The following is a 7,391-nucleotide window of genomic DNA, read 5'->3' on the forward strand; positions in this document are numbered from 1 at the left end:
AGAACTACAGAAATGAAAATAAATGCAAAATAAACTGGAATTTCACTAAAGAAAATGCTGATAAAAAATTATCAAAATACTATACTTAAATAAAAAATATGAAAATTAAATTGTCTTAACAATATGACAATAATAATGATAATGATGAAGATGAACCTTCTGATTCGATAAATTTAGGCAATAGATTCATTTTTTATTTTAATTCCTTTAAAACTTCAAATGAATTCTACAAAATTTTGGACAATACTAAGTTCTACGGAAATCTAACTCCTTTAGAAACTTCTACTTTTAAAATATTAGAATCTTACTCTACTAATACAGACTATTTTTCTAATGAAACCACTTCATTTGAAATAGTTGACATAAAAAATGATTCTATCAATTTTGGAATTATAACAGATTATTTATTTTGATCAAACTTTTTCTAAAAGTTTGTTCTTAAATAGCTTTTGATCAAACTTTTTCTAAAAGTTTGTTTAACTAATATAAGATATGAATAGTTATTATGGAGGATGAAAATGATCGATACAAAAGAAAAAAGCCAGTACCCAATGTTAGTGTTAACAACTGGAGAAAAAAATAGACTGGTTAATGTAGTAAAAAGTCCTGTAAAATTAAAAATTCTTAATCTTCTTGAAAATGGAAGAATGTATTTTAAAGATATTGTTAAGGAATTAGGAAAAGCTAAATCCACAGTTTCTGTACATTTAAGAGAATTAGAAGAAAAAGAACTAATTACACATGAGGAAGACCTCAAAGACGGTAGAAAGAAAATGTTCTTTATAAACTCTAATATTTTAGCAGAAATTGACTTTGTTAAACAAGAAGACTTTGACGGTGAAAGAACTGAAAACTTCATTAAAAATGTTATAAAAAACGACCCTAAAAAAGATTTTACTCGTTTAGTATCCCATTCTGTAAGAAGTAAACTACTAGAAAATGGAATATCACTTTATCCCCTAATCTATGAAACAGGAGTAGAAGTAGGACAAGTGATATATGAACAAGTTAATTCTAAAACCGATGTAGGATTAATCCAAAACCTCGCTGAATTTTGGGAAAAATACAAACTTGGCAGACTAGAAGTAGAAGAAAAAGAAGATGAACTTCACATAAAAAACTATGAATGTTTTGAGTGTGCACCTCTTCCAAAAGTAGACTACCCTATATGCTACTTTGAATTAGGTGTTGTAGAAACCATTTTAAAAAACCATTATGGTACAGATATAGAGATTCATGAAGAGTTATGTATGACAATGGACAGTGATTACTGCCTCTTTGTTGTAAAGAAAAATGACAAGAACTAAAAACCATGGCACATGACCATTTTATGAATCATTAGTCTAATGGTTTGAACTATAATGTCATAGGAATCTGTTTTATAACTTATTATGAGTTGTTCCAAAAGAACAATTTATTTTTCTATTTTTGCTATAATATTCTTTTTTTTTTAATTGAAATAGTTTTATATTAATTTTTATTAGATATTTATTCTTTTTTATTAATTTAAATAGATTATAATCAATGTTGTTAACTTAAGAAAATTTTTTAAAGTCTAATGGTTGTAATTTATTTTTTAAGTGCACTTTTATTAATATTAGTTATTTATTATATTTTTTCTTAATATTTGCTTAGTTTACCTCTCCCTATTTTTATTAATTCATGGGTTTTTAATGTGTTAATTTAAATTTTTTATAATTTAGAAAAGTATTTATGTTTTTAAATCTAATATATAATTAGTTTAAATGAATTATTTTAGATTTTTATTTTAAATAAAGTAAATAAAATTTGGAGATTGCTAATATGCAAAAATTACCTATTGGAACTCAATCATTTTCTATATTACGAAATGAAAATTACCTGTATGTAGATAAAACACCAGAAATACACAAAATGATAAACAATGGTAGAGTATACTTTCTATCCCGCCCAAGAAGATTCGGAAAATCCCTTCTAGTCAGTACACTAGAAGAGCTATTTTCAGCAAACAAAGAATTATTTAAAGACTTATACATCTATGACAAATGGGATTGGAATAAAAAATACCCTGTGATTAAAATAGACTTTGGATCTATGGCATATAAAAATTCAGAACAATTAGAAGATTCTTTATTCGATTTTTTAGATAAAAATTCAGAAAATTTTGAAATTGAATTAAAAAGAAGAACTTTACCTCAAAGATTCGGAGAATTAATTGAAAAAATTAATGAAAAATTCAAACAAAAAGTTGTGATTTTAATTGATGAATATGATAAACCTATTATAGATCATATAACAAATTTAGAAATAGCTGAAGATAACCGTAAAACTTTAAATAATTTATATCAATCTTTAAAAGCTAACGATGAATTCATAAAATTCATTTTCATAACAGGAATATCAAAATTCTCATCAACATCAATATTTTCAGGACTAAACAACCCTAAAGACATCACACTAGACAAAGATTACACTAAAATTTGCGGCTACACCCACAAAGAACTAGAAAAATATTTCAAAGACCATATTAAAAACCTAGCAAAAGAAGAATCCCTTAACTACAAAGAAACATTAGCTAAAATCGAACATTGGTATGATGGCTACAGCTGGGATGGAAAAACTAAAGTATACAACCCATTTTCAACACTACTCTTATTTGATAAAAGAGAATTTTCAAATTACTGGTTTAGCAGTGGAACACCAACATTTCTAATGGAAACACTTAAAAAAGAAAACAACCTACAACCAATAATAGAACCTATATCTGCAACTGAAGACGATTTAGACACTTTTGAAATAGAAAATATCCACATAACAACATTGCTATTTCAAACAGGATACCTAACAATAAAAGAGAAAGGCAAAAATTATGGAGATATTGAATACATATTAGACATTCCAAATTATGAAGTCAGACAGTCTCTAGTCCGTAGACTTGTAAAAGCTTATACAAATTTAAGCACAGGAAATCTAAAAGAACTAAAAAACAAAACATACATAAGCATTTTAAATAAAGACTCAAAAGGATTCATAGAAGTCCTAGAAAACATATACCACAGACTATCATATCCAATTAAAGGAAATGATGAAAAATACTATCACGGAATATTCTTAATAGCTCTGTACTTATTAGGCATTGAATCACAAGGTGAAGTAACAACCTACTCAGGAAGAGCAGACACAATATTTAAAATAAAAGACAAAACAATAATCACAGAAATCAAATACTCATCAACAAAATCCACAAAAACAATAATAAAAGAAGCATTCAAACAAATAAAAGAAAAAAAATATTACACAAGATACAAAGACGAAAACCCAATCTATTTAGCACTAGCTTTCTCAAAAAACGATATAGACTGCGAATTTAAAGAAAAATTAGAATAACAAACAAACTTTAAAAACAAACTTTTAGAAAAAGTTTGATCAAAAGCTATTTTTGAAAATAAACTATTTTATTTTATTAAGTAGTGATTTTGTTAATATGAAAAAACTTTAGAAAATATGGATGTTACAATGAGATTTTCTTCTTTGATAATGTATTTATAAATTAATCAAGAATTTTAGAAATAATCAAAACAGTCACATTTAATAGACATTTTGAAGATGTAGATGGAATAATAATCATAAAAAAATTGAATGTAAAAAAATAGATTAAAAACCAAAAAAATTTCTTAAGTTGACAGCAGTGATAAAATGTCCCCTTGTTGGAGGATTAAAAAAATTATAAATTAAATGATATGAAAATTAAAAATAAGAAAAATGTAAAAATATATCATACAATAAATTTTTTTGAATTTTACGAAAATTTGGCAAAAATATACATTAAATTTGGGACTGTCAATTTGTTAGTTGGTAGAATTTTTAAGCTTGAATTTTAAGCTTGAATTTGCAAACACTTGATTTTTAGAAGAGAAATTTTTCTTACCAACTAACAAATTGACAGCCTCTTAAATTTAATACATTATTCTTCCTTGTTTAATTTATTTTAAATATTAATTTTAATTTGCTAAAATTATAAACCCTTAAAAACATGTGAAATTTATTATTAAATATATAATGGCTGTGCATCAATTAGAAAATCTAATTGTTTAAATTTAGTTAATTAAGTTAAAACTAGATTTATAAAGTTTATAATAAAACTATTTAAAAAATAGAAAAATAAATTAAAATAAATTAAAACATATTAATACTATATTTAATAAATATATAATGCATTATATTTAAATTTAAGTATTATAATCTATTTAAATTAATAAAAAAAATGTAAATATATAATAAAAATTAATATAAACTATTTTAATTAAAAAAATAATAAAAAAAGAATATTAAGCAAAAATAGAAAAAATAAAGGAAAAATAGAAAATATTTCTTAAGCTTATAGAATTGTTTAAATTTATAAAAGTATTTATATTTTTATTAACAAATAGGTATAATTATATATAAATTATATAGTCAACTATATATAATTATTTTAAATAATTTAGGGGATAAATAGTATGCAAAAATTACCTGTAGGTATACAAACATTTTCCAAAATCCGTGAAAAAAACTATTTATATGTGGATAAAACAGAAAATATATTTAATTTAATAGAAAATGGAGAAATTTATTTTCTCTCTAGACCAAGAAGATTTGGGAAATCACTTTTAGTCAGTACATTAGAAGAGTTATTTTCAGCAAATAAAGAATTGTTTAAAGACTTATATATCTATGATAAATGGGATTGGGATAAGAAATATCCTGTTATTGTCTTAGATTTTGGATCTATGGATTATAAAAATTCAGATGAATTAAAAGATTCTTTATTCGATCTGTTAAATAGAACTTCAAAAAAATTTGAAATAGAATTAATAAGTAAAACTTTATCTCAAAGATTTGGAGAATTAATTGAAAATATTAATAAAAAATTTAACCAAAAAGTTGTGATTTTAATTGATGAGTATGATAAACCTATTATAGACCATATAACAAATTTAGAAATAGCTGATGGCAATAGAAAAACTTTAAATAATTTTTATCAATCTTTAAAAGCTAATGATAAGTTTTTAAAATTTGTTTTTATCACTGGAATATCTAAGTTTTCATCTACATCTATTTTTTCAGGACTAAATAATCTTACTGATATTACTTTAGATAAAGATTATGCTGCAATCTGTGGTTACACTCACAAAGAGCTAGAAAAATATTTTAAAGGACATATTAAAAAACTAGGAAATGAAGAATCACTTAATTACAAAGAAACAGTAAATAAAATTGAAGATTGGTATGATGGATACACTTGGGATGGAAAAACTAAAGTATACAATCCATTTTCAACATTACTACTATTTAATAAGAGAAAATTTTCAAATTACTGGTTTAGCAGTGGAACACCAACATTTCTAATAGAAATACTTAAAAAAGAAAACAACCTCCAGCCAATAATCCAACCTATACCTGCAATTGAAGATGATTTAGACACTTTTGAAATAGAAAATATTCACCCTATAACATTACTGTTTCAAACAGGATACCTAACAATAAAAGAAATAAATAATAATCACGGAGTTATGGAATATATATTAGATATTCCAAATTATGAAGTTAGAGAGTCTTTAATCCGTAGACTTGTAAATGCTTATACAAATTTAAGCACAGAAAATTTAAAAGAACTTAAAAACAAAACATATACAAGTATTTTAGATAAAGATTCAAAAGGACTACTAGATGTCCTAGAAAGTATATATCACAGGTTATCCTATCCATTAAAAGGAGATGATGAAAAATACTATCATGGAATATTTTTAGTAGCTCTCTATTTCTTAGGAATCGAATCACAAGGTGAAGTAACAACATATTCTGGAAGAGCAGATATAATCTTTAAAATAAAAGGTAAAACAATAATCATAGAAATCAAATACTCCTCAACTAAATCTACAAAAACAATGATTAAAGAAGCATTTAAGCAGATTAAAGAAAAAAAATACTACACAAGATACAAAGATGAAAACCCAATCTATTTAGCTTTAGCTTTCTCAAAAAATGACATTGATTGTGAATTTAAAAACAAATTAGAATAAGAAATATTTAATAATTTATTAAAAATCCATAAAGATAGTTTAAGTATTCTAAATTTACAGCTGTCAACTTAAGAAAAATTTTTTCAAAATCTCATTAGTTTCATTAAAAAATTGAAATTGTTATAAATGAAGCTTTCAATTTGTAATATTTATCATCAAATTTATATTAATAATTCCTTTAACTTGACCCCAAAATTGCAAAAAATAAATAAAAAGTAATAAAAAGTAATAAAAAATAAATAAAAAATAAATAAAAAATAAATAAAAAATAAATAAAAAATAAATAAAAAATAAATAAAAAAATGAACATTAACGATTAAATGAATAAAATATAATATAGAAAATCAAAAATCTATTAAAAATGGCTATTTAAATATTTAGTTAATCATAAAAACATTAACTTTTATATGATAATGTAACAATACAGTCCAAAAAATTTATTTTAAAATAAGGAGATCAAATATTGAAAATTATAATCGATAAAAGAGGAAAGAAATATATTGTTAACAATGAAGAATTTCAAAGTGACTTAGGAATTATTAAAAAAGAAGATATTGAAATGTCTAAAATAGGAGATACAATAAAAACTCATTTAGATAAAGAGTTTAAAGTAATTAAAGCAAATATAAATGACTACATTGACATAATGAAGCGAAACTGCTCTATTGTTATTCAAAAAGATATAGGAACTGTAATATCACACACAGGAGTAGGATATGGTTCAAAAGTAGTAGATGCTGGCACAGGAGCAGGAGCTATTGCCTTAAACTTTGGAAACATTGTAGGAGAAACTGGAAAGATAGTAAGCTATGAAATAAGAGAAGACTTTGCAGAAATTGCCAGCGAAAACATTGAAAATTTTGGATTAAAAAACATTGAAGTAAAAAATAAAGATGTCAAAGAAGGAATAGAAGAGAAAAACCTTGATTTAATATTTTTAGATTTAATAAAACCATATGAAATAATGGAAGATTGTTTTAACTCTTTAACATTAGGTGGATGGCTAGCTATTTATGCTCCATACATAGATCAAATAGAAACATCGTATAAAATAGCTAAAAAAGTTGGATTTAATAAATTAACAATTTTAGAAACATTAGAAAGAGAATTAGAAGTTAAAACTCAAGGAACTCGCCCTAAAACACGCATGGTAGGACACACAGGCTATCTATTCTTTGGAAGAAAAATATAGGTTTAAAAAAATGTCAAAAAACAACACACCCAAATTACGATTTCCAGAATTTAGTGATGAATGGGAAGAGAAAAAATTGGGAGACTTATTTGAAATAAAAAATGGATTAAATAAAAGTAAAGATTTTTTTGGGCATGGAATAAAGATTTTAAATTATA

General features: G+C 23.9%; 5 protein-coding genes. All 5 read left to right on the plus strand.

Annotated features, from left to right (window positions below):
• The first annotated feature begins 236 nt into the window (after nucleotides 1-236).
• The 5 genes from MBCUR_RS10170 (at nucleotide 237) to MBCUR_RS00080 (ending at nucleotide 7,233) form a co-directional block, all read left to right on the plus strand.
• The gene (locus MBCUR_RS10170) at nucleotides 237-413 is read left to right on the plus strand and encodes a hypothetical protein (protein WP_157077460.1); all 177 of its coding nucleotides are present in this window, start codon (nucleotides 237-239) and stop codon (nucleotides 411-413) included.
• Nucleotides 414-518: 105 nt separating this feature from the next.
• The gene (locus tag MBCUR_RS00065; RefSeq protein WP_067088635.1) at nucleotides 519-1,307 is read left to right on the plus strand and encodes a V4R domain-containing protein; all 789 of its coding nucleotides are present in this window, start codon (nucleotides 519-521) and stop codon (nucleotides 1,305-1,307) included.
• 496 nt (nucleotides 1,308-1,803) lie between these two features.
• Nucleotides 1,804-3,366: an ATP-binding protein gene (locus MBCUR_RS00070; protein ID WP_067088638.1), complete on the plus strand. Its 1,563-nt coding sequence runs from the start codon at nucleotides 1,804-1,806 to the stop codon at nucleotides 3,364-3,366.
• A gap of 1,112 nt (nucleotides 3,367-4,478) precedes the next feature.
• Complete coding sequence (locus MBCUR_RS00075; protein ID WP_067088641.1) at nucleotides 4,479-6,041, plus strand: ATP-binding protein; 1,563 nt, start codon at nucleotides 4,479-4,481, stop codon at nucleotides 6,039-6,041.
• A 463-nt stretch (nucleotides 6,042-6,504) separates the two neighbouring features.
• Nucleotides 6,505-7,233: a tRNA (adenine-N1)-methyltransferase gene (locus MBCUR_RS00080; RefSeq protein WP_067088644.1), complete on the plus strand. Its 729-nt coding sequence runs from the start codon at nucleotides 6,505-6,507 to the stop codon at nucleotides 7,231-7,233.
• Nucleotides 7,234-7,391: the final 158 nt, after the last annotated feature.

Source organism: Methanobrevibacter curvatus, assembly GCF_001639295.1.
Taxonomy (GTDB): Archaea; Methanobacteriota; Methanobacteria; order Methanobacteriales; family Methanobacteriaceae; genus Methanoflexus; species Methanoflexus curvatus.

What these genes read in the sequence shown, in the direction of transcription:
- MBCUR_RS00070 (WP_067088638.1), top strand. Translation starts at nt 1,804, where the DNA reads ATGCAAAAATTACCTATTGGAACTCAATCATTTTCTATATTACGAAAT.
- MBCUR_RS00065 (WP_067088635.1), top strand. Translation starts at nt 519, where the DNA reads ATGATCGATACAAAAGAAAAAAGCCAGTACCCAATGTTAGTGTTAACA.
- MBCUR_RS00075 (WP_067088641.1), top strand. Translation starts at nt 4,479, where the DNA reads ATGCAAAAATTACCTGTAGGTATACAAACATTTTCCAAAATCCGTGAA.